This window comes from Antarctobacter heliothermus (assembly GCF_002237555.1).
GTDB classification, from domain to species: domain Bacteria; phylum Pseudomonadota; class Alphaproteobacteria; order Rhodobacterales; family Rhodobacteraceae; genus Antarctobacter; species Antarctobacter heliothermus_B.
In genome coordinates, this window is sequence record NZ_CP022540.1 from 3,231,520 (window position 1) to 3,251,938 (window position 20,419).

Genomic DNA, 20,419 nt, shown 5'->3' on the forward strand with positions numbered 1-20,419 from the left:
GTCAGGCGCAGGCGAGACTGTTACTGGATCCACGTGGTCCATTTGTCTTCGTTCAGCGCAATCCACTCTGCGACGACCTCGTCGAGGGCGCGGCCGTTCTGGTCAATTTCGTTGATCATGGCGTTTTGCTCTGCATTGGTCAGTGCGAACTGGCTGACGAAAGCGGCAGCACCGGGCCACACCTCTGCGAAATTTTGGGACGCGATCTTGTTGACGTGGGCCTGCGCAAAACCGCAGGCGGTGTCGCGTTGCTGATTTTCCTCCACGCATTCGCCATCGGCTGGATTCCATTCCACCCATTTCACATCGATTTCAGCAAAGACCCAATGAGGCTGCCAGAACATCATCAGGATCGGTTCTTCGGAGGCGAGCGCACTTTTCAACTCCGCGATCATCGTGCCTTCTGAGCCGCCGGCGACCGGATCGAAAGGCAACTCGATACCTTCGACGACAGACTTTGATCGGGTGCCCCAATCCGCCGGATAAGTGATGAGACGCCCATTCGGAAAGGTCTCTGCGGTGGCAAAGGCTTGCGCGCAATCAAAGAGCGCCTGATAGCTCGGCAGGCCTGGGCATTGCTCTTCCATGTATGCGGGGTAAATCCAACCCTCACGCGGCTCGAGCCCCAGTTCACCCATATCCACAATGGCGCCAGAGGCGAGGCCATCGGTATAAGCGTCGGTGATAGAATTATCCCAAACCTCGGGGTTCAGGTTGATTTCGTTCTGCGCCAGCGCAGTGAACTGCGGCAGACCGCCAGCTGTGACCAACTCGACGTTATAGCCCATCTTCATTAGTAGTTCTGCGGCAATGGTCGCAGACAAATGCTGGCCAGTCCATTCATTGATCGCGATCTTGATAGGCTGATCTGTTTCGACTTCGGCCAATGCGACCGAAGCCCCGATAGTGGCGGCACCCATGGCAATTGCCGCGGTGACATTCATTAGTTTGCGTTGCATCTCACTCTCCTGTCGGTTGGTTGTTTTTTGGTGTTTTTGTGTTTTCCAGCAAGGCTGCGCGCAGCGTGTCGCGGTCCTGTGCGTAGTCGCGGGTGATCTGGGGTGACCGCTGGCATGTTGCCCAGTTTGGGTCCGCAAGTAGCGGCGCGTCTTCGGCAGAAGGAAGGCTTAACCCGCGGACCAGATCGGCGGCCCGCTCAGCCATGACCAGCGTCGGCGCGTTCAAGTCACCGGCGGTGGCCTGCGGCAACACCGAGCTGTCGACCACGCGCAGCCCCTCGATGCCCTTGAGCTTCATCGTTAAAGGGTCGACCACGGCGGCGTCATCGGTGCCCATCCGGCAGGTGCCGCAGGGGTGATAAGCGCTTTCAACCTTGTCTTTCAGGAATTGGTCAATACAGGCGTCGTCTTGGCAGTCGGCACCGGGGGCGAGCTCCTGTCCGCGATAGGGCGCGAACGCCTCTTGCGCGAAGATTTCGCGTGTGAGGCGAATACAGGCCCGCATTTCCTGCCAGTCGTCGGGGTGGGTCATGTAGTTGAAACGCACGCGAGGAAGGTCGCGGGCATCCGCGCTGCGCAGCTTCACCCAACCACGGCTCTTGGAGCGTTTGGTGCCGACATGGACCTGAAATCCATGGCCGCTGACCATCGATTTGCCATCATAGGAAACGGCAAGCGGCAGGAAGTGATATTGAATGTCGGGATAGACGATGCCGGCCCGGCTACGGATATGACCGCCACTTTCAAAGTGGTTGGTTGCGCCAAGCCCATCGCGCATCAGCATCCATCGCGCACCGAGCAAAGCCTTGCGAAGCGGGGACATGTGCGAAAAGAGCGTCACTGGCTGGCGGCACTCCATCTGAAGATAAATCTCCAAATGATCCATCAGATTGCCGCCGACTTGATCACGGTCGGCAATCACCGCTATTCCGTTTTCTTTCAACTCTTCGGCAGGTCCGATCCCCGACCGTTTGAGAATGGTCGGGGACATGATCGAACCGGCACTCAGGATCACGTCGCGTCCAGCCTGTGCGCGCATCGTCCGTCCGTTGCGCGTAAACAGAACGCCAGTGACCCGCCGGCCTTCGAGTATCAGCCGATCAACCTGCGCGTTCTGGATCACCCTGACATTCTTCCGCCGCATCGCAGGCCGCAAATAGCCGACAGCGGCGCTGGCGCGTTCGCCGCGGCCGACGGACATTTCCATCGGGCCAAAGCCTTCGTGTTGGAGGTCATTCATGTTGTCGCTGACCGCATAACCCGCTTGCTGCCCTGCCGCGACAAAGGCTTGGTAAAGGGGGTTGGACTGGCAGCCGCGACTCACCGAGATTGGCCCATCCGTGCCGCGCCTGTCGCCACCGTCGGGCACGTTCTCCAAACGCTTGAAATAGGGCAACACATTGGCCCAATGCCACCCTTCGGCCCCCAAGGCGGACCAAAGTTCGTAGTCTATCGGATTACCGCGAACCCAGCACATGCCATTGATCGACGAAGAGCCGCCCAAGCCCTTGCCGCGTGGCAGGTTCATAACCCGTCCGCCCAAACCCGGTTCGGGTTCGGTGGACATGCCCCAATTGAAGCGGCGGGTATTCATCGGGATCGAGAATGCCGTCGGCATCTGCACAAAAATCGACCGGTCCGAACCGCCGGCCTCCAGCACCAGGATTCGTGCGGCGGCGTCTTCTCCCAATCGCGCGGCCATGACACAGCCTGCCGATCCCGCTCCGATCACCACATAATCATAGGTGCCCAGGTCTTCGTCCGTATTGCGGGAAGCCGCCATGCCCATTGCCCGCCGTTCAATCGATCATCACGTAGTATTTCAGCATCGGCTCGGTCTGCTTCCAGTAGCCCCGAAATCCTTTGGGCACCAGAAAGGCATCGCCCTTGCGATAAGTCTCGGAAAACTCGTCGTTCTCGAGCGTGACAGAGCCTTCGAGCACGTACATGAATTCGTCGCAGGGGTAGTCTTCGTAGAAATCGGTGTAGGGTTCGGCCCGCCAGATCCCAGCACGCACTTCTGGCGCGCCGCGACTGAAGTAAATGTGGTCATGCCCCATCGCGTTCCCTTCGATGAGTTTCGCAGTCTCCAACGGGATGTCAGCCTCCGCCGCCCAGCCACGGGGTCCGTTGGCCGAGAACTTTACAGGGGTGGTCATTGCAGGCATCTCCGTACTTTTGTTTCGGCGTAACTGATCATGCGGGCCACGGTAGGCAAAAGAGCTTGGCTGCCAAAGCGAACAATAGTAGGTCTTGGTAACCTCAAGTTACGTGAGACGCGAGTGACCCTGCCTTTGACGGCCCTGCGTGCCTTTGATCTTGTTGCCCGTCATGGCAGCTTTACGCGTGCAGCAGCCGAACTAAACGTTACCCGTCCAGCGGTGAGCAAGCAGATCCGACTGCTGGAGGCGTCATTGGGCTGCCAGCTTGTCATCCGCGGTCGTTCGAATGAGTTGTTGACTGAAACCGGGCGCAACCTTGCCGCTGGTTTGCAGCAAGGGTTCGATTTGATAGGCACCTCGTATCAATTTGCAGGCGAGTTCGGGGGCGACGACAAAAGTCTACGTATCCTTGTGGACCGCGACTTTGCGTCATCCTGGCTGGCCAAGCGCATCGGAGGGTTCCTGATCGAGAACCCTGGCGCGACACTCGAGATCATTGCGGAGCGCAACGGTAACCTGAGATTGGAAGAGAACTTCAGCTTCCGCATCTTTTATGGTCCCGAGGGCAGTTTCGCATCGGACCAGCTTGACGAAACGGCGCTGTGCGACTGGATCGATCTCCCGCTTTGCACGCCTGACTATGCTGCAGCGAATATGGTTGGTGGCAAATTGGACCATCGGGTACGTTTCCTGATCGACCGCAATTACGACCCGCGCGAGGATTGGTTTCTCCATAGTGGCGTCACCGATCCCGACCAAGAAACCCAAGTCTCAAAGTTCGACGACACCTCCATGTGCCTGTCGGCGGCGCTCTCCGGGTCTGGCATCACCATTGGCGACAGCTTCATGGCGCTTGACGCAATCCGGTCAGGGCGGCTCATTGCGCCGTTCAAAATCGGCCTGCAGAGTGCCGAACGCTATGCAATATGCCGCGCGATGCGCCAGCCGCCGACACGGGTCGAAAAGGAATTCCGCAAGTGGCTGCTGCGCGAGATCGAAAGTTATCAACTTCGTGTCACTGAAATCATGGAAGAGAAAAGCGTGACGATCTTACCGCGCCTGAAATGACAACCAGATGACTGCTTTCAAAGGGCCTGCTACTGCCTAAGCATCCGCAGTGAATGACTGCCTCCCGCCGATGCTGTTGAAAAAGTCTTTGTTGCAGTGCGGCAAGTCCTTTGATTCACTGGATTATGAGGGGATTGGAGGATTTCGTCATGATGGGCATCCAAACGGCACCGGCACAGTTGTTCTATGTCTTCGATCTGGAGCGTCATGTTCCTTCCGGTCATATGCTTCGCGAGATCGACCGGTTCCTCGACGTGGATGGCATGCGGGAAGTCGTGCGCCCGTTCTACAGCCACATGGGGCGTCCCTCGATCGATCCTGAGCTGATCATCCGGATGCTGGTCATCGGTTATGTCATGGGAATCCGTTCAGAGCGGCGCCTTTGCGATGAGGTCCATCTGAACCTTGCATACCGCTGGTTTTGCCGTTTGGGTCTGGAAGGGAAGGTGCCGGATCATTCGACCTTTTCCCGGTATCGTCATGGCAAGTTCCGTGACAGTGATCTGCTCCGGAAGGTATTCGAGGCAACTGTCGAACGCTGCCTGAGAGAGGATCTGGTCGCGGGTGAAGGATTGGCCGTCGACGCAAGCCTGATCCCGGCTGACGCCAATAAGGTCCGGTCTATTGCGGCCGAAGACTGGAGCCCGGAGGTCGCGCGCGAGGCCGGAAACCGGGCGGCACGCGAATATCTGGAAACACTCGACGATGCCGCCTTCGGAGCCGCATCACCGGTCCAGCCGAAGTCGTGACCAGGTCCGATCCGGCTGCGCAATGGACCCGCGCCTAGGAAAGCCGCCCGTATTTTGCCTATGCGACCAACTACCTGATCGACACCAAGAGCTCGGTCATCATGGATGTTGAGGCGACACGGGCAATCCGGCAGGCTGAGGTTGGGGCGTCGCGCACGATGCTCGACAGAACCGAGAAACGGTTCGGGATCAGACCGGATTGGCTGACTGCCCCTCTCGTGACATCGCTGCGCGATGCACTGCCGGGCAGTGGACACCGCCTACGGCAATGCCGAGAACCTTGGATGGCTGGTCGAGAAGCGCAGCATCATCCCCTTCATCCCTGTCATCGACAAATCAGAGCGGACCGATGGCACCTGGTCCAGGTCCGACTTCGAATGGGACGAGGCGAATGATCAATACATCTGCCCCGAGGGTCACGCCCTCAAGCAATATCGCCGGAACTACTCCGATCCGAACCGGGGGCAGGACACCGGAGGGCGGAAGAAATATCGTGCCTTGAAGGCGACATGCCAAGCCTGTCCATCCAAAGAAATCTGCTGCCCGAAAGCGGAGGCCCGATACGTCACCCGAGAACCCCACGAGGAAGCACGCGAGTTCGCCCGCGAATGCCGCAAGACCAAGGCCTACAAGGTATCCCGAGACAAGCGGAAGAAAGTAGAGATGCTCTTCGCCCATCTGAAGCGCATCCTCGGCCTAAACCGGCTACGCCTGCGCGGCCCCAATGGCGCCAAGGACGAATTCCTGCTCGCCGCCATCGCCCAGAACCTCCGAAAACTCGCGAAGCTGCGGCAGCAGTGCGCCAACTCGGAGGCCGCGGCATGATCTAAGCGGCCAGATAAACGCCAAAAGGCGGCGCGACGGGCGATTGCCCGAACCAAACGGTGACACTCGAGGATGAGGGCAGCCCAAAACACGTTCTCAGGCCGACTTTTTCAACAAAATCTGCCCACTAAGCTTTGTGAAGCACTGGCTATACTAGGGGGCGTAGCCGATTGCCGGCATCGACAGACGCCGCCTCAGAAACCGTCCAGATAGCCAGACCGCTTTAGCTCGTCCCATATCTTTTGTTGTGCCTCCTCAAGTTGCTCCTTCAGGATGCCGTGGTCATAGGCGGAATTTGAAGAGCGAGGACCGGACCACCCCCCCCAGGTCGTTGATATCGGCTTCATTGACGCGGGCGCGTCGGGCGACTGTGCGCCATGTGTGTCTGATCGAGTGAAGAGATAAGCGGTGATCTGTTCCGGGGCCGAGGACTTGGCGACGGAAACGTGTGAACCACTGTGAGACAGCCGCAGCCTTGCCGGAGGCCCCCCTGATGGGCCACTCAGGGAAGATACGACCCGAAGGGTCATTGAGGGCGGCCCGCCGCTGTAGGAGCTCTCTGGCCTTTGCTGGGACAGGTACATACCGAAGCGCATTGCTGGTTTTGCCGTGGGTCAAATAGAACCCCGATCCATCTTCCTCTGTGTTTTCGAGAGAGATTGTGGCCAGTTCATCGGCACGACAGCCTGTAACTATCGCAAGGCGGATCAGGTCGCCTTTGTGCGTTCCAGCCGGGGCTGCCCGCAATAGCTTCGAAAACTCCGGCGGCGTGAAATCCTCCCGTGTCGGTTGGTCGGGCCTTGATGCACGCGGCACTGACTTCTGGAATATCCACGGGTTCTTATATCGGGCCATCGTGATCCGACGTTCGACTGCCCAAGCCCAGAATTGCGACAGAAGGGTGATGTTTTTCGACACTGTCTTGTGAGACATACCCTGCGGTGATCGGGGAGATTTCTGGTCCGGCAAGTAGTCGTCGCGGAAGACACGGGCTGCATTTGGGGTCACGTCCTCCATGCAGGCAATGTTTTGATGGTCTTCAAGGAAAGCCCTGAGATGACCTACGGCGGTCTTAAGGTTGCCAACGGTGGTCAACGCAAGCGGCTTGAAGTTGCGGCGATTGCCGGGGCTACGCTCTTCGATGTAGCGATCCAAGGCCGTCGTGATCGGGTAGCCTTTGCCGAGCGCAACACGGTTGAAACTCCTGAGTTTGGTTTCAGGTACGCCTCGTTTTGCCGCTTCTTCCAGTTTGTCGGACAGGATCAGTTCGATGCCATGCTCTTCACTGTCATCATTGGCGATCATCTCTCGCCATTCTTCTGCGGAGCTAAGGGTGAAACGGCCCTCATCGGACAATTCGGCAGCGGCTTTCCGTATCTCGCCAAGGGCGATGTCGCGCCGCTTGCGGGCTTCGACAGGGTGGCGAGTGCCCAAACCCTTCTTCACCTCTTTTCCGAATGGCTTTCCGGTCAGCGGGGTGGGCTTACCGATCAACTCAGTGGGAGTGATCATGCGGAACACCCAGCCGGTGCCGGGGCCGCGAGGTTGTACCAGATAGTTCATGTCCTCAGCCACCTTGTTGTGGTCCATTATGGACAACGGCTTCTTGGATGTCGTGCTATTTTCCTCTTTGTCATCAGTAACTTAGATGAAATGGCGGAGAGACAGGGATTCGAACCCTGGGTAGGCTTGCACCCACAACGGTTTTCGAGACCGCCCCGTTCGACCACTCCGGCACCTCTCCGCGGGGGTCTTGGTAGCGGGGCGTTTAGCCAATTCGTTGACGCTTCGCAACAGGGAAAAGGCAGGTTCTGGGCGACCCGTGCATTTTCGGGTCTTCGCGGTGGGTGCAAGAGGCGCATCGTCGCCGGGCATTGCGCTGTGAGGTTGTTGCGCGCCACTGAGTGCCCTACCTGTTGACCAGTCCCGTCATCTCTGAGGAACCCATGGACCAGATTTCCCCGTTTTCTGCGGCTGTGGCCGCCCACCGCCTGTTGTTGGGCGCTCTTGCCCTGCTGACCTGCCTTGTGGTTGCGCCTCCGGTGCGTGCCGAGCGGGTTGATGACCTGATGGATGCGCTACAGGTCGAATCCATGCTTGGCATCATGCGGACAGAGGGCCTGTCCTATGGGGAAGAGCTTGCAGCCGACATGTTGCCAGGCGGCAGTTCTGCGCCTTGGCGGGATTCATTGTCGCAAATCTACGACGCAGACAGAATGCGCGACGTCGTGCGGAGCGGATTCGCAGAGACCTTTGACGGCACCGATCCCGACCCCTTGATCGCATTCTTTTCGTCTGATCTGGGTCAGCGCGTTGTCCAACTGGAACTGGCGGCCCGAGAAGCCATGGTGGATGACGCGGTCGAAGAGGCTGCGCGAGAGGCCTATCAGGACTTGAAAGGCGACGAAGACCCGCGGCTTGATCAGTTGCGCCGTTTTGTCGAGGTCAACGACCTGCTGGAGGCCAATGTCACCGGCGCGCTGAATGCATCGTTCAAATTCTATTCCGGGCTGGTCGATGGCGGCGGCCTGCGAATGTCAGAAGGCGATATTCTGTCTGACGTCTGGTCCCAGGAGGAAGACACCCGTATGGATACCCGCGAATGGCTCTATGCCTATCTGCTGTTGGCCTATGAGCCATTGGAGGATGAGGAACTGGAAGCCTATATTGCCTTGTCCGAAACATCGCAGGGGCGCGCGCTGAACAGGGCTCTTTTTGCCGGTTTCAATGCGATGTACGATGAGATTTCTTACGCGCTTGGCCTAGCGGCGGCGCAGCAGATGAAACAGCAAGAGCTTTGAGCGACGAGCCCGGCGAAAATGGCCGCGACGCTGGTCCGGGGACTGAACAATCGCTTGACAAGGACGCGGCCACCGGACCATAAGCCGCGCACGAGAAAGACGGGGCTTTGGTCCCGCCTTTTTGTATTGTAAACGAACGTCCCTGAGGGGCGCGCTGTTCGGGGCGGGGTCTGGACCCCATGAACTCCTGCAAGGGGGCCAAAGAACGCGGCAGAAAAAGGAAAGACGCACCATGTTCGCGGTGATGAAGACCGGCGGCAAACAGTATAAGGTTCAGTCGGGCGATACGCTCCGGGTTGAAAAGCTGGCCGCAGATGCGGGTGAAACCGTACAATTCAATGACATTCTCATGCTGGGCGGCGACACCACCGTCGTCGGCGCGCCGACCGTGGCCGGTGCCGCAGTGCAGGCCGAGGTGATCGACCAAGTGAAGGGCGAAAAGCTTATTCACTTTGTGAAGCGCCGCCGTAAGCATGGCTCGCAGCGTACCAAAGGCCACCGCCAGCAGTTGACGCTGGTCCGCGTGACCGACATCCTCTCCGAAGGTGGGGACAAGACCGGCGTCAAGGCCGCCATCGGTGCAGGTTCCGTTTCGGCAGTTGCCGTTGAAGCAGCTGCTCCGGCCAAGAAGGCCGCACCCGCCGCGAAAAAGGCTGCGCCTGCCGCGAAACAGGCAGAACCCGCCACCGAAGTTGAAGGCGTCAAGCCCGCCAACCTGCTGACCGAGGCCCGTGGTGGCAAGCCAGACGATCTGAAAAAGATTTCTGGTGTTGGTCCCAAGCTGGAAGGTCTGCTGCACGAAAACGGTGTCTTCCACTTTGACCAGGTCGCCGCTTGGGATGCTGCAGAGATTGCCTATATGGATGACAAGCTGTCGTTCAAAGGCCGCATTGAGCGCGACAACTGGATCGAACAGGCGAAGACTTTCGCCGCAGAACAGGAGTAACACCCCATGGCACACAAAAAAGCTGGCGGTTCCTCCCGCAACGGACGCGACTCTGCCGGACGCCGCCTTGGCGTCAAACTCTACGGCGGTCAGGCTGCGATCCCCGGCAACATCATCGTGCGTCAGCGCGGCACCAAGTTTTGGCCGGGCGAAGGCGTGGGCATGGGCAAGGATCACACGATCTTTGCAACCGTCGAAGGCGGCGTGACCTTCCACAAGGGCCTCAAGGGCCGCACGTTTATTTCGGTGCTTCCAGTGGCGGAAGCCGCAGAGTAACGCCGAACACAATGTCACGGAAGCGGACAGGGGATCGGCGGCTGCGCCGGTCCCCTTGCCATTTTCCGGGCTCCGGATCGACTGCGCCGAAAATCAAGACGCCCTGCAAGGCGCAGGTGCCGTCGATCCCCGCCGTTGCACAGGAGGAGAGTGCAGATGGTCCTAGATACCACCGACAACCAGCCCATCGTGGCAACAGAACGGTTTGATTTGCGCCCGGTGCGCCAGTCCGACATCGGGTTGATGGAACATTACACCCGTGACGAACGGGTCGCGCGTATGACCACGTCCATCCCGCATCCATTGCCGCCCGGTGCGACCGAAGGGTTTGTCACCCGCGCCACCTCACCCGACCGGAGTGAGGATGTCTGGGCGATGGATGCCACCAAGGTCGGCGGGTCCGAACTGATGGGGCTGATCTCGCTGGAGCGGATGGACCGCAATCAGTCCGAAGTTGGCTATTGGGTGGCGCCAGCGTTCTGGAACACCGGGCTGGCCTCAGAGGCGGTGCGCGCACTGGTTGAGGCAAATCCGATGGGCAACGCCACCATGTTTGCCTCTGTTTTTCAGGACAACGCGGCCTCGGCCCGGGTGCTGGTAAACTGCGGGTTTGAGTACATCGGCGATGCCGAAGCCTATTCCGTCGCGCGCCAGTCCAAGGTGCCGACCTGGACCTATATTCGAAAACTGGGCTGATCGCGTCGGAGTGTCCGGCACGGCGGTCCGCGCATAGCGGGGGCGCTTGAGCGCCCTCGGAAACCACGGTAAACCGCCGCCTGTCCCTCGCCGAAAGCTCATTCCATGAAATTCCTCGATCTCTGCAAGGTTTATATCCGCTCCGGCGCAGGCGGTAACGGCTGCGTCAGTTTCCGCCGCGAAAAGTTCATCGAATACGGCGGCCCGGATGGCGGCGACGGTGGGCGCGGTGGGTCGGTCTGGGTCGAGGCGGTCGATGGGCTGAACACGCTGATCGACTTTCGCTATCAACAGCACTGGTTTGCTCAGAACGGCCAGTCGGGCCGGGGCCAAAACCGCACTGGCGCTGATGGCAATGACATCATCCTCAAGGTGCCGGTGGGCACCGAGATCCTTGAAGAGGATGAGGAAACGGTGATCGCCGATATCACCGAACTGGGACAACGGGTGCGGATTGCCAAAGGCGGCAATGGCGGCTGGGGTAACCTGCAATTCAAAAGCTCGACCAATCAGGGACCGCGCAATGCGAACCCGGGGCAGGATGGCGTTGAACGGACGCTTTGGCTCCGGCTCAAGCTGATTGCCGATGTGGGTCTGCTGGGTCTGCCCAACGCGGGCAAAAGCACCTTTTTGTCGGTGACGTCCAATGCGCGGCCCAAGATTGCCGATTATCCGTTTACCACGCTGCACCCCAACCTTGGGGTCGTGGCGGTCGACAACACCGAATTTGTCGTTGCGGACATTCCCGGCCTGATCGAGGGCGCGCATGAGGGCAGGGGGCTGGGTGACATCTTTCTTGGCCATGTCGAACGCAGCGCCGTGTTGTTGCACCTGATAGATGGCACATCTGGTAGCCTGATTGAAGATTATCAGACGATCTGCAACGAACTCGATGCTTATGGCGCGGGGCTGGCGGACAAGCCGCGCGTGACTGTGCTGAACAAGATCGACGCATTGGACGACGAAGAGCGCGTGTTCCTCAAGGACGAACTTGAGGCCGCTGGCGCAGAGAACGTGATGCTGATGTCCGGTGCCACCAAAGAGGGCGTAACAGAGGTGCTGCGCGCCCTGCGACCCCATGTCGAGGCGCGCCGCGCCGCTGACCGCCCGGCCCCGGAGGTCGAGGAAGGGGAGGATGGGCAATGGCATCCCTGACCTCGGCGCGTCGCGTCGTCGTCAAGATCGGGTCAGCCTTGCTGGTGGATCGCGCCAGCGGTGATTTGCGCACTGATTGGCTGACCTCAATTGCCGAAGACGTCGCCGAACTGAAGGCGCGCGGCGCGGATGTGGTGCTGGTGTCATCCGGGTCCATCGCGCTGGGGCGCGGCATCCTTCGCCTGCCGTCCAGCGTGCTACCGCTTGAACAATCGCAGGCCGCTGCTGCTGTTGGTCAAATCCGGCTGGCCCGCGCCTGGCAAGAGGCATTGGCCCCGCACGGTCTGATCACAGCGCAAGTGCTGGTAACGCTGGAGGACAGCGCTGACCGCCGCCGCTATTTGAATTCACGCGCGACGCTGGAAACCTTGCTGGGTTTTGGCGCGGTTCCCATCGTAAACGAGAACGATACCGTCGCGACGGATGAGATCCGCTATGGTGATAATGACCGTCTTGCGGCGCAGGTGGCGGTGACCGTGGGCGCGGATCTTCTGGTCCTGTTGTCGGATGTGGACGGGTTGTACACCGCGAATCCGACGACCGATCCTGCGGCAGAGCGGCTTGATATTATTGACGATATCACGCCCGAGATCGAAGGCATGGCAGGCGATGCCGGGTCTGGCCTGTCCAAGGGCGGGATGAAGACCAAAGTGATGGCAGCCAAGACGGCAACCGCCTCTGGCTGTGCGATGATCATCTCTCACGGGGCGGATCTGCATCCGTTGCGGCGGCTGATGATGGGCGCACCATCGACCTTGTTCACCCCGAAGCTTGACCCGCACGCGGCGCGCAAACGCTGGATCGCGGCGATGAAACCCCAAGGCACGCTGCGTGTGGATGAGGGAGCAGCGACTGCGCTGGCCTCTGGCAAATCGCTCTTGCCGGCTGGGTTGCGCGCGGTCGAGGGGGATTTCGGCCGCGGCGAACCGGTGACAATCCGCAGCTTCACGGGCACCACACTGGGGCAGGGGCTGACGCGCTATACCGCGACAGAGGCGCGCGCCATCGCCGGACACCACAGCCGCGACATCGAGGCGATCCTTGGGTATCCGGGACGCGCGGTATTGATCCACCGCGATGACATGGCGGTTTGACGTCACGCTTTGACCGTTCTGCTTCTTCTCTCTAGAAATACACATATCCACCATTGGCCAGAGGGTTCTTCCGATGAAAGATCTCGATAACATTCCCGCCCTGATGCAAGACATCGGTGAAAAAGCGCGCGCCGCCGCTGCGGATCTGGCTTTTGCCCCAGCCGAGCAAAAGCGCAAGGCGCTGGAGAGTGCCGCCGACGCTGTCTGGGCATCGCGCGCGCAGATCATCGAGGCGAACGCCCGTGATCTGGACTATGGCCGCCAAAAAGACCTGTCCAAGGCGATGATGGACCGGTTGATGCTGGATGAGACACGCATTCAGGGGATCTGTGACAGCCTACGCTCTGTCGCGGCGCAAGAGGATCCTGTGGGGGCTGTCATGGCCGAATGGGATCGGCCCACGGGTCTGCACATCCAGCGCGTGTGCACGCCGCTGGGGGTTGTCGGTGTGATCTACGAATCGCGCCCCAACGTTACAGCGGATGCCGGTGCTCTGTGCCTCAAGGCCGGGAATGCGGTGATCCTGCGCGGCGGGTCTGAGAGCTTTCATTCGTCCGGCGCAATCCACGCTTGTCTCGTTGAGGGGCTGCGCGCTGCGGGTCTTCCGGAGACGGCAATCCAGCTGGTGCCGACTCGGGACCGCGCTGCGGTCAGCGAAATGCTGAAGATGACCGACTATATCGACGTCATTGTGCCGCGCGGCGGCAAGGGCTTGGTGGGTCTGGTGCAGCGTGAGGCGCGGGTGCCGGTCTTTGCCCATCTTGAGGGGATCGTTCACATCTACATCGACAAGGACGCCGATCCGGTCAAGGCGCTGTCCGTCGTCAAGAACGCCAAAACCCGGCGCACCGGCATTTGCGGCGCGGCTGAATGCCTGCTGATCCACCGCGATGTGGCCGAAACCATCGGCCAAGGAGTGATCCGCACGCTGCTGGAGGCGGATGTCGAGGTGCGCGCCGATGCCGAATTGCAGGTGATCCCCGGAACCGTTCCGGCCACGTCCGAGGACTGGGGGCACGAATACCTAGACAGCATCATCGCCGCGCGGGTCGTGGATGACATCGACGCCGCTATTGCACATATCCGCCAGTATGGATCGAACCACACCGACTGTATCCTGACAGAGGATGACGCCACCGCCGCAAGGTTCTTTGAGCGGCTCGATTCGGCGATCCTGATGCGCAACGCCTCGACTCAGTTCGCGGATGGCGGTGAGTTCGGCATGGGGGCGGAAATCGGCATCGCCACCGGCAAGATGCACGCGCGTGGCCCGGTGGGTGCAGAGCAACTGACCAGCTTCAAGTACCTTGTGACCGGGGATGGCACAGTGCGGGCCTAATCAGGCCCGCAGCTGAGGCAGGTGAGGGGTCAGGCAATCTTTAGTAAGATGGTGTCGTCGCGCAGGGTTGCAAAGAGCTTGTGCCCCGCCGCCTCTGCCAGGATCGCCAACAGGGCGAAATGGACACGGTTGGCTGGGGGCTCTTCCAGCGCGGCACTGCCGTTCAGATGATCCCACAACGGCTGGTCAACCGTCAGTCGCGGGCCACTGGCACTCAGCGCCCAACCGGCGGCGTCCCGATCAAACCGGACCGTGCCGCCGGCCGGCAGCGCAGTTTCGCAGCACAGATAGGCCAGAAAGGCCAGTTGCACCTCAATACGGGGAAGATCGTCCTGCGGCATCCAGTCCGTCCGCAGCTTGCCGCCCTTGCCGAGGGCTGTCAGGGTGGACATGATCTCACGGCGGCCCATCATCTGTTGGGGGCCTGCCAGACCAAAGGCGACCCGGAAAAAACGGATGCGGGCCGCGGCGCTTTCGCAGCTTTCCTGGATCAGCGCCATTTCCGGGCTGGTGTCCGCAGGACCGGACAGGGCGATCAGTTCCAGGCCGTTCTGGATGGCGCCGATGGGGCTGATAAGGTCGTGGCATAGGCGCGACCCGACAAGAGCGGCAAGATTTGCGCGGGGCTCGGACATGTCTGGCTCCGTTCTGGAGGGAATTGGAATGGCGGATCTCAACTCTTTACTTGAACCGGGGATGCTGGTCCGGCACCCGGACCAGCCCGATTGGGGCACTGGCCAGGTTCAGTCGAACATCGGAGGCCGGATTACTGTCAATTTTCGGGAAGAAGGCAAGGTCGTGATCGACGGTGCCCGCGTGTCTCTCCTCCCGGTGTACGATGGTTAACGTATTCCAACACAGGTTGAGGAATGGTTAACCAGTGTCGCACTACCACGGGAAACATTGCACTCCAACGGCGGCTTGCCTATGACCACCAGACATCAGGCGGCCAGACGCGGGGGACAAAAGTGTGACAGAGGCCTTCACGGTCCGGCTTGCGGAAAACGCCAGGGATATCGAGGCGGCGCAACGCCTGCGCTATGAGGTGTTCGTGGCGGAACTGGGGGGCGATGGCGCGCTGGTCGATCATGAGGCACGTCTGGAACGGGACAGGTTCGATCCGTTTTTCGACCATCTTCTGATATGCGACAATCTGCGCGACAATGCGGTTGTCGGGGTCTACCGCGTCCTGCGCGAGGATCAGGCCAAGGCCGCAGGACAATTCTATTCTGAAGATGAATATGACCTGACCGCGCTCAAAAGCAGTGGCCGCAGGCTGCTGGAATTGGGCCGCTCCTGTCTGCACCGCGACTACCGTGGCGGGCCGGCCATGTTTCTCCTGTGGCAGGGCTTGGGTAAATACGTTCGGGAACATAGCATTGAGGTGCTGTTTGGCGTGGCCAGCTTTCATGGCATCGACGTGAACAAAATGGCCGAACCACTGTCCTTGCTGCACCATCGCCATTTGTCCCCGGCAGAACTGCGCCCGCGCGCGCGCGAGTTTCAGTCCATGGACTTGATGCCAGAGGATCAGATCGACCGCCGCCGCGCCATGCTGCAGGTTCCCGCGCTGATCAAAGCCTATCTGCGCTTGGGAGGATGTGTTGGCGATGGGGCCTTTATTGATCGTGATTTCAACACGGTAGACGTCTGCCTTGTGATGGACACGGAACGGATGAACGACCGCCAGCGCGCCCGGTATACTCAGGATCGCGGCCGGTGAGACGGGCATGAGTCAGACGTGGGAGGGGGCTGACCCGCCCGACTTGCCGCCGATCGATGCTCTGGGATGGCTATTGGTCGCCCTGCGAGCGCCCGTCATGGTGGTGGTGATATTCGGGTGTCTGGGCCTGCTGTTGCTGGCGCGGCTGATAGAGCGGCCACTGTTTGGTGCGCGCCGCCCGGTGACACCTTTGATCACGCAATTTGTCTGCCGCACGGTGCTTGTTATTATGGGGTTGCCAGTTGAAGTGCGCGGTCAGCCCATGACAGGGCCGGGCGCTGTGGTGGCCAATCACACGTCATGGCTCGATATTTTTGTGCTCAACAGCCGTAAGACGATCTACTTCGTCTCCAAGGCAGAGGTGTCGGGCTGGCCGGGCATCGGCTGGCTGGCGCGGGCGACGGGGACGGTGTTCATCAACCGCGACCGGCGTGAGGCGCGAGCGCAGACAGAGGTGTTCGAGGACCGTTTGCTACAGGGGCACCGGCTGCTGTTTTTCCCGGAAGGGACATCGACGGACGGACTGCGGGTCTTGCCGTTCAAGACCACGCTGTTCGCGGCCTTTTTTTCGGACAAACTGCGACACCAGATGCAGATTCAGCCGGTCAGCGTGGTCTACCACGCCCCGCCGGGCACGAATCCGCGTTTCTACGGTTGGTGGGGCGAGATGGAGTTCGGCCCCTCGCTGTTACGGATTCTGGCACAGCGGCGGCAGGGCCGCGTTGTGTTGGTGTATCATCCTGCCTTGCGGGTGGATGATTATGCCAATCGCAAGAGCCTGGCGCGTGCGCTGGAAACGCAGGTTCAGGATGGACACATCGCGGAACTGGGGCCACTTGATCCCGAAATGAGCTGACGGGCGGGCCGCGTCAGCCGCGCATGGCCTTTTCAAAGATCTTCAGCGTAGCGGCGGGGTCTTCGGTCGACCAGATTTCCTCACCAATTGAAAAGAAGTCGGTGATCGGGGCCAGTTGAGTGATCAGGTCCGCGTTCAAGCCACTTTCGGCCACCACAGGAAGTTCGATCATTTCGGTCCACCAGATGAACAGTTCAGGGTCGGCCAGTTCGCCGTCTTCCAGCGCACCAGAGACGGGGCCAAAGGACACATAATCTGCACCACCCTCGGCGGCGGACATGCCTTCATGCCGGGATTGGCGGCAGGATGCGCCGACAATCGCGTCAGGGCCCAGCGTCTTGCGGGCGAAACGGACAGTGCGCGCGCCGTCCAGGAGGTGCACCCCGTCCAGCCCCAGCCGTTCAGCCATCACAACATGGGTGTCGATCACCAGCGCCACATCGACCTTGTGCGCAACCTCGCGGACCGCATCGGCCGCGCGCAGCAGGCGATCCTCGTCCCGGGTGGCCAGGCTGAGGCGCAAGCAGGCAACGTCAATCTCACCCACAACCCGGGCCAATTGCTCGGGAAAGCTGCCAAGGTCAAATTCTGGCGGGGTCACTAGGTAGATTTGCGGGGCATCCCGGTCTTCGGTCGTCATGGCGCTCTCCTGGTCCGAACGCTCTCATAACGCGGCTCTGTCCCGTTTGCACCTGCGTTTTTCACATCCGGGTCGGGCTTGCCCCCGGCGTGCGGGGGCAGTACCCCTCCGCCGATCTTCAGGAGGGTTCCATGGCAACTGACAGACCGCAACCGGCCTTTGTGCTGGTCCGGCCCCAGATGGGCGAGAACATCGGCGCTGCGGCGCGGGCGATGTGGAACTTTGGCCTGGACCGGATGCGGGTCGTGGGCCCGCGCGATGGCTGGCCCAACCCCAAGGCGGTGGCGATGGCATCCGGTGCCGGTCGGCTGCTGGATGAGGCGATCCACACCGATACGCTGGCAGAGGCACTATCGGACAGCCATTTCGTTTTCGCGACCACGGCGCGGACACGCGACCTGACCAAGTCGGTCTATGAGCCGCGCGAGGCCATGGCTGAGGCGGCCCGCCGAATCGCATTGGGTCAGCGGGTGTCGGTCATGTTTGGCCCCGAACGGGCCGGACTGGAAAATGAGGACGTGGCCCAGGCGAACGCGATCATCACGGTCCCGGTCAACCCAGAGTTCTATTCGCTGAACCTTGCGCAGTGCGTGCTGTTGATGGCCTATGAATGGCAACGCGCCACTGCGCAGATCGCGCCCGTGACCGAGACTTTGGCAGGGACCGAGGTGGCGCAGGCGCATGAGGTCGAACATCTGGCCCGTCACTATGAGGACCGGCTGGAGGAGGCGGGGTTCTTTTATCCCGAAACCAAGGCCGATGGCATGAAGACCAATCTGCGTAACATGTGGTCCCGGCTGCCGTTGACCCGCGCGGATGTGCAGATGCTGCACGGCATGATGCGGCAGGTCGTGCGCTGGAAAGACAAAAAAGCGGACTGATCCTGAGGGGATCAATCCGCTAGTCGGCCGGGCCAGCCAGGGAGGAAAACCGGCGCCGGTGATCAGGGCAAAATCAGTAGTTGCTGCCGCCGTAGCCGCCGGACTTTTTCGGAGGCGTGTAGGTTTTCTTGGGCGGCGTATAGGTGGGCTTGGGCGGGGTGTAGGTGTGTTGCGGTGCAGTATAGGTGCAGGCGTGGTTCACCACATAATCCTGATGCACCCAGTAGTACTGGCCCTGATGCAGCACCTGAACCCAACCGTACTGGCGGTCATAGGTGTCCAACACATGGCAAGGCTGGAAAGTGCCGGCGACGGCGTAGTTCAGGCCGGGACCAGTGCGATAGTTCAGGTGGTTCTGGCCGACCCATGCCTGATCGGCAGAGGCGATCGATGCGGTCAGTGCGGCAGCTGCAAGGGTGGCGGAAATCAGGAAGGTTTTCATGATGCTGTTCCTTTGGGTCTATGAACTTGGCTGGTCTTTGAATGATTGTAGGCGCTTGGTAACCTGTAAGCACAATTTACGTTCTCCACCTCTTTACCATAAGTCAGGCATTCCTGACCGGCCAAGACTTTCCTGCGAGGGGTCTGTTTCCCAAGGTTCCAAAGAGAAACGGACCGATCCGGGGGGATCGATCCGCAAGGAGTCCGGGGCCGGTCCGGGAGGAGGAGACCGGCGCCGGGAGGGAGGGGTCAGTAGTTGTAGTGCTGGTTGTGGCGCTTCTGGTTGTAGTGCTTCTTGTGGTGCTTCTTCTTGGGTGCCCAATGGCAGGACTGGCCCTGCAGGTATTTGGCCGACACCCAGTAGTATTTGTGGTTGAAGTAGACCTTTGCCCAACCGTGGTTGTAGGCGACCACATGCACGGCGGTGCAGGGGTTGAAGGTGCCCAGCTTGTGATAGTTGGTGCCGGGGCCGGAGCGGGCGTTCAGGTGATAGTCACCGATCCAGGCCTGAGTTGCGGAAGCGGCCGAAGCGGTCATTGCGGCGGCGGCGAGGACGGCGGAAAGAATGAACTTTTTCATGGTGTTGATCCTTTTTTGAAGTCTTTGATCTGGTGGCCGGTTTGGCTTGGCTGCGGGTCTTTGGGGTCTTCGTATTCTGTGACCTCAATCTAGCGAAATGGCCTTCGAGCCATAAGTCAGGCATACCTGACGGAGGTATTCCCGACCCTTGGTGCGGCAGCGCTTTGTGATCGTGCCCGGTCTGGCCAAGAGGCACTGGTGCATGCAGCGGTAAATGATCTGGCTGTCCCGTGCGCCTGGTGGACATATCCTGCGGCCCCTGTGACGGGCCTTCGGGGTGCGGTGTCGCCGCTCATGATCGTGGCAGGACATCGATGCCCGCGACTTGACAATCGACGCCCCGCGCGTTGCCCGACATCCGTTTCATGGAATGACACGTCTGGAAGGCGGAGCCGCAGCCTTGCCATACGTCACGCCTGCTTTTCGCGGTGACCTCTCAGCTTATCCGGGGATCAATCCAGACCATCATCTGGCTATGGCGCGTGAGCATTTCATACCGGCTTGGCCAGTTTCCGCCCCTGCAGGTCGACGAACACGCCTGAGCCCCGAGATGGGTCGATCACGCGATCTGTTCTTCAGAGCCGGCGCAAACAAAAAACGGACCGATCCGGGGGAATCGATCCGCAAGGAGGCCGGGGCCGGTCCGGGAGGAGGAGACCGGCGCCGGGAGGGAGGGGTCAGTAGTTGTAGTGCTGGTTGTGGCGCTTCTGGTTGTAGTGCTTCTTGTGGTGCTTCTTCTTGGGTGCCCAATGGCAGGACTGGCCCTGCAGGTATTTGGCCGACACCCAGTAGTATTTGTGGTTGAAGTAGACCTTTGCCCAACCGTGGTTGTAGGCGACCACATGCACGGGGGTGCAGGGGTTGAAGGTGCCCAGCTTGTGATAGTTGGTGCCGGGGCCGGAGCGGGCGTTCAGGTGATAGTCACCGATCCAGGCCTGAGTTGCGGAAGCGGCCGAAGCGGTCATTGCGGCGGCGGCGAGGACGGCGGAAAGAATGAACTTTTTCATGGTGTTGATCCTTTTTAGAAGTCTTTGATCTGGTGGCTGGTTTAGCTTGGCTGCGGGTCTTTGGGGTCTTCGTATTCTGTGACCTCAATCTAGCGAAATGGCCTTCGAGCCATAAGTCAGGCATACCTGACGGTGGTATTCCCGACCCTTGGTGACGTGCCAAGACCTGGCTTGTGGGCGCTTGAAGGACAGGGGGGAGCGCACTAGTGTCCGGGGCAACAA

21 protein-coding genes, 1 tRNA gene and 1 pseudogene are annotated in these 20,419 nt (G+C 60.3%); 13 read left to right on the forward strand and 10 right to left on the reverse strand.

All coding sequences use genetic code 11. The features are described from left to right. Positions 1-20: 20 nt before the first annotated feature. Genes ANTHELSMS3_RS15545 through ANTHELSMS3_RS15555 form a run of 3 tightly spaced genes read right to left on the reverse strand, consistent with a single transcriptional unit; the run spans position 21 to position 3,118 of the window. Complete coding sequence (locus ANTHELSMS3_RS15545) at positions 21-959, reverse strand: ABC transporter substrate-binding protein (protein WP_094035669.1); 939 nt, start codon at positions 957-959, stop codon at positions 21-23. Position 960: 1 nt separating this feature from the next. Then, the gene (locus ANTHELSMS3_RS15550; protein WP_094037165.1) at positions 961-2,742 is read right to left on the reverse strand and encodes a choline dehydrogenase; all 1,782 of its coding nucleotides are present in this window, start codon (positions 2,740-2,742) and stop codon (positions 961-963) included. A 16-nt stretch (positions 2,743-2,758) separates the two neighbouring features. Next, entirely contained in the window at positions 2,759-3,118 is a 360-nt protein-coding gene (locus ANTHELSMS3_RS15555; protein ID WP_094037166.1) for a cupin domain-containing protein, read from the reverse strand. A gap of 135 nt (positions 3,119-3,253) precedes the next feature. Here ANTHELSMS3_RS15555 and ANTHELSMS3_RS15560 point away from each other — a divergent pair, with 135 nt between their 5' ends. Both ANTHELSMS3_RS15560 and ANTHELSMS3_RS15565 read left to right on the forward strand, forming a co-directional pair. After that, positions 3,254-4,189 carry a LysR family transcriptional regulator gene (locus ANTHELSMS3_RS15560; RefSeq protein WP_198319823.1) on the forward strand — a complete coding sequence of 312 codons (936 nt, stop codon included), beginning with the start codon at positions 3,254-3,256 and terminating at the stop codon, positions 4,187-4,189. Between the two features lie 149 nt (positions 4,190-4,338). Next, positions 4,339-5,763, forward strand: a pseudogene (locus tag ANTHELSMS3_RS15565) (IS1182 family transposase). A gap of 282 nt (positions 5,764-6,045) precedes the next feature. On the opposite strand, the gene ANTHELSMS3_RS15570 reads toward ANTHELSMS3_RS15565, so the two are convergent. Together ANTHELSMS3_RS15570 and ANTHELSMS3_RS15575 are read right to left on the reverse strand one after the other, a co-directional pair. Continuing rightward, entirely contained in the window at positions 6,046-7,326 is a 1,281-nt protein-coding gene (locus ANTHELSMS3_RS15570) for a tyrosine-type recombinase/integrase (protein ID WP_157733532.1), read from the reverse strand. 91 nt (positions 7,327-7,417) lie between these two features. Beyond that, positions 7,418-7,507, reverse strand: a tRNA-Ser gene (locus ANTHELSMS3_RS15575). Positions 7,508-7,709: 202 nt separating this feature from the next. Here ANTHELSMS3_RS15575 and ANTHELSMS3_RS15580 point away from each other — a divergent pair. The 7 genes from ANTHELSMS3_RS15580 (at position 7,710) to ANTHELSMS3_RS15610 (ending at position 14,070) form a co-directional block, all read left to right on the forward strand. Beyond that, positions 7,710-8,564 (forward strand): DUF2059 domain-containing protein, encoded by an 855-nt coding sequence (locus tag ANTHELSMS3_RS15580; protein ID WP_254694752.1) that lies wholly within the window; start codon positions 7,710-7,712, stop codon positions 8,562-8,564. A gap of 232 nt (positions 8,565-8,796) precedes the next feature. Continuing rightward, on the forward strand, positions 8,797-9,510 hold the full coding sequence (locus ANTHELSMS3_RS15585) for a 50S ribosomal protein L21 (RefSeq protein WP_094035672.1): 714 nt from the start codon (positions 8,797-8,799) through the stop codon (positions 9,508-9,510). A 6-nt stretch (positions 9,511-9,516) separates the two neighbouring features. Next, complete coding sequence (gene rpmA / locus ANTHELSMS3_RS15590; RefSeq protein WP_094035673.1) at positions 9,517-9,786, forward strand: 50S ribosomal protein L27; 270 nt, start codon at positions 9,517-9,519, stop codon at positions 9,784-9,786. Between the two features lie 156 nt (positions 9,787-9,942). Next, positions 9,943-10,482 carry a GNAT family N-acetyltransferase gene (locus ANTHELSMS3_RS15595; protein ID WP_094035674.1) on the forward strand — a complete coding sequence of 180 codons (540 nt, stop codon included), beginning with the start codon at positions 9,943-9,945 and terminating at the stop codon, positions 10,480-10,482. A 105-nt stretch (positions 10,483-10,587) separates the two neighbouring features. Beyond that, positions 10,588-11,637, forward strand: coding sequence for a GTPase ObgE (gene obgE, locus ANTHELSMS3_RS15600; protein ID WP_094035675.1), 1,050 nt, complete (start codon positions 10,588-10,590; stop codon positions 11,635-11,637). Next, on the forward strand, positions 11,625-12,731 hold the full coding sequence (proB, locus tag ANTHELSMS3_RS15605) for a glutamate 5-kinase (RefSeq protein WP_094035676.1): 1,107 nt from the start codon (positions 11,625-11,627) through the stop codon (positions 12,729-12,731). Before obgE ends, proB begins: the two co-directional genes overlap by 13 nt. 73 nt (positions 12,732-12,804) lie before the next feature. Next, positions 12,805-14,070 (forward strand): glutamate-5-semialdehyde dehydrogenase, encoded by a 1,266-nt coding sequence (locus ANTHELSMS3_RS15610; protein WP_094035677.1) that lies wholly within the window; start codon positions 12,805-12,807, stop codon positions 14,068-14,070. 29 nt (positions 14,071-14,099) lie between these two features. Here the strand turns inward: ANTHELSMS3_RS15610 and ANTHELSMS3_RS15615 are convergent, their stop codons facing one another. Further along, positions 14,100-14,705, reverse strand: coding sequence for a histidine phosphotransferase family protein (locus tag ANTHELSMS3_RS15615; RefSeq protein ID WP_094035678.1), 606 nt, complete (start codon positions 14,703-14,705; stop codon positions 14,100-14,102). 28 nt (positions 14,706-14,733) lie between these two features. Here ANTHELSMS3_RS15615 and ANTHELSMS3_RS15620 point away from each other — a divergent pair, with 28 nt between their 5' ends. The 3 genes from ANTHELSMS3_RS15620 to ANTHELSMS3_RS15630 all read left to right on the forward strand — a co-directional run bounded on the left by ANTHELSMS3_RS15620 (position 14,734) and on the right by ANTHELSMS3_RS15630 (position 16,649). Further along, on the forward strand, positions 14,734-14,916 hold the full coding sequence (locus ANTHELSMS3_RS15620; protein ID WP_094037168.1) for a DUF3553 domain-containing protein: 183 nt from the start codon (positions 14,734-14,736) through the stop codon (positions 14,914-14,916). 124 nt (positions 14,917-15,040) lie between these two features. Continuing rightward, positions 15,041-15,793 carry a GNAT family N-acetyltransferase gene (locus tag ANTHELSMS3_RS15625; protein WP_254694753.1) on the forward strand — a complete coding sequence of 251 codons (753 nt, stop codon included), beginning with the start codon at positions 15,041-15,043 and terminating at the stop codon, positions 15,791-15,793. A 7-nt stretch (positions 15,794-15,800) separates the two neighbouring features. After that, positions 15,801-16,649 (forward strand): lysophospholipid acyltransferase family protein, encoded by an 849-nt coding sequence (locus ANTHELSMS3_RS15630; protein ID WP_094035680.1) that lies wholly within the window; start codon positions 15,801-15,803, stop codon positions 16,647-16,649. A 13-nt stretch (positions 16,650-16,662) separates the two neighbouring features. On the opposite strand, the gene ANTHELSMS3_RS15635 is transcribed toward ANTHELSMS3_RS15630, so the two are convergent. Further along, positions 16,663-17,289: a thiamine phosphate synthase gene (locus ANTHELSMS3_RS15635; RefSeq protein WP_094035681.1), complete on the reverse strand. Its 627-nt coding sequence runs from the start codon at positions 17,287-17,289 to the stop codon at positions 16,663-16,665. 131 nt (positions 17,290-17,420) lie between these two features. Between ANTHELSMS3_RS15635 and ANTHELSMS3_RS15640 the strand changes: the two genes are divergently transcribed. Then, on the forward strand, positions 17,421-18,170 hold the full coding sequence (locus ANTHELSMS3_RS15640; RefSeq protein WP_094035682.1) for an RNA methyltransferase: 750 nt from the start codon (positions 17,421-17,423) through the stop codon (positions 18,168-18,170). 73 nt (positions 18,171-18,243) lie between these two features. Here ANTHELSMS3_RS15640 and ANTHELSMS3_RS15645 read toward each other — a convergent pair whose 3' ends face one another. From ANTHELSMS3_RS15645 to ANTHELSMS3_RS15655, 3 genes are all read right to left on the reverse strand, one after another. Then, positions 18,244-18,612: an SH3 domain-containing protein gene (locus ANTHELSMS3_RS15645; protein ID WP_094035683.1), complete on the reverse strand. Its 369-nt coding sequence runs from the start codon at positions 18,610-18,612 to the stop codon at positions 18,244-18,246. A gap of 248 nt (positions 18,613-18,860) precedes the next feature. Further along, positions 18,861-19,190: an SH3 domain-containing protein gene (locus tag ANTHELSMS3_RS15650; protein ID WP_094035684.1), complete on the reverse strand. Its 330-nt coding sequence runs from the start codon at positions 19,188-19,190 to the stop codon at positions 18,861-18,863. Between the two features lie 677 nt (positions 19,191-19,867). Further along, the gene (locus ANTHELSMS3_RS15655) at positions 19,868-20,197 is read right to left on the reverse strand and encodes an SH3 domain-containing protein (protein WP_094035685.1); all 330 of its coding nucleotides are present in this window, start codon (positions 20,195-20,197) and stop codon (positions 19,868-19,870) included. Positions 20,198-20,419: the final 222 nt, after the last annotated feature.

Excerpts from the sequence above, each read along its gene's own strand:
- obgE (WP_094035675.1), top strand. The coding sequence starts at position 10,588 with ATGAAATTCCTCGATCTCTGCAAGGTTTATATCCGCTCCGGCGCAGGC.
- ANTHELSMS3_RS15645 (WP_094035683.1), bottom strand. The coding sequence starts at position 18,612 with ATGAAAACCTTCCTGATTTCCGCCACCCTTGCAGCTGCCGCACTGACC.
- ANTHELSMS3_RS15585 (WP_094035672.1), top strand. The coding sequence starts at position 8,797 with ATGTTCGCGGTGATGAAGACCGGCGGCAAACAGTATAAGGTTCAGTCG.
- ANTHELSMS3_RS15650 (WP_094035684.1), bottom strand. The coding sequence starts at position 19,190 with ATGAAAAAGTTCATTCTTTCCGCCGTCCTCGCCGCCGCCGCAATGACC.
- ANTHELSMS3_RS15550 (WP_094037165.1), bottom strand. The coding sequence starts at position 2,742 with ATGGCGGCTTCCCGCAATACGGACGAAGACCTGGGCACCTATGATTAT.
- ANTHELSMS3_RS15635 (WP_094035681.1), bottom strand. The coding sequence starts at position 17,289 with ATGACGACCGAAGACCGGGATGCCCCGCAAATCTACCTAGTGACCCCG.
- ANTHELSMS3_RS15595 (WP_094035674.1), top strand. The coding sequence starts at position 9,943 with ATGGTCCTAGATACCACCGACAACCAGCCCATCGTGGCAACAGAACGG.
- ANTHELSMS3_RS15655 (WP_094035685.1), bottom strand. The coding sequence starts at position 20,197 with ATGAAAAAGTTCATTCTTTCCGCCGTCCTCGCCGCCGCCGCAATGACC.
- ANTHELSMS3_RS15570 (WP_157733532.1), bottom strand. The coding sequence starts at position 7,326 with ATGAACTATCTGGTACAACCTCGCGGCCCCGGCACCGGCTGGGTGTTC.
- rpmA (WP_094035673.1), top strand. The coding sequence starts at position 9,517 with ATGGCACACAAAAAAGCTGGCGGTTCCTCCCGCAACGGACGCGACTCT.
- proB (WP_094035676.1), top strand. The coding sequence starts at position 11,625 with ATGGCATCCCTGACCTCGGCGCGTCGCGTCGTCGTCAAGATCGGGTCA.
- ANTHELSMS3_RS15610 (WP_094035677.1), top strand. The coding sequence starts at position 12,805 with ATGAAAGATCTCGATAACATTCCCGCCCTGATGCAAGACATCGGTGAA.
- ANTHELSMS3_RS15580 (WP_254694752.1), top strand. The coding sequence starts at position 7,710 with ATGGACCAGATTTCCCCGTTTTCTGCGGCTGTGGCCGCCCACCGCCTG.
- ANTHELSMS3_RS15545 (WP_094035669.1), bottom strand. The coding sequence starts at position 959 with ATGCAACGCAAACTAATGAATGTCACCGCGGCAATTGCCATGGGTGCC.
- ANTHELSMS3_RS15620 (WP_094037168.1), top strand. The coding sequence starts at position 14,734 with ATGGCGGATCTCAACTCTTTACTTGAACCGGGGATGCTGGTCCGGCAC.
- ANTHELSMS3_RS15640 (WP_094035682.1), top strand. The coding sequence starts at position 17,421 with ATGGCAACTGACAGACCGCAACCGGCCTTTGTGCTGGTCCGGCCCCAG.
- ANTHELSMS3_RS15555 (WP_094037166.1), bottom strand. The coding sequence starts at position 3,118 with ATGACCACCCCTGTAAAGTTCTCGGCCAACGGACCCCGTGGCTGGGCG.
- ANTHELSMS3_RS15615 (WP_094035678.1), bottom strand. The coding sequence starts at position 14,705 with ATGTCCGAGCCCCGCGCAAATCTTGCCGCTCTTGTCGGGTCGCGCCTA.
- ANTHELSMS3_RS15630 (WP_094035680.1), top strand. The coding sequence starts at position 15,801 with ATGAGTCAGACGTGGGAGGGGGCTGACCCGCCCGACTTGCCGCCGATC.